General features: G+C 59.9%; 1 protein-coding gene. It reads left to right on the plus strand.

What is annotated here, in order from left to right:
* A partial coding sequence (locus tag AF337_RS13425) for a hypothetical protein (protein ID WP_152971052.1) occupies positions 1-237 on the plus strand: 237 nt, incomplete at both ends.

Below are 237 nucleotides of genomic sequence, written 5' to 3' on the forward strand. Positions count from 1 at the left end.
GCCCAGAGCATCATGAACGGGGCTGAGCGTCTTTCGGATCCCGGCGGCGTCAATGGGCTGACCAACAGCGCAATCGCCGGCCTGAGCTTTTATGAGGGTATCAAGGGCCTGAAGGGCGTCTCTGACAACCTCGCCGACGGCAAGGGGCTTTCCTTCAACATCGGTTTGAATGCGGGTATCAGCCAACAGGAAAGCAGCTCATCCTCGTCATCCTCGACGCCCGCCGTGACCGGTATC

The sequence above is a fragment of the Rhizobium ecuadorense genome, assembly GCF_001187535.1.
In the GTDB taxonomy this organism is placed as follows: domain Bacteria; phylum Pseudomonadota; class Alphaproteobacteria; order Rhizobiales; family Rhizobiaceae; genus Rhizobium; species Rhizobium ecuadorense.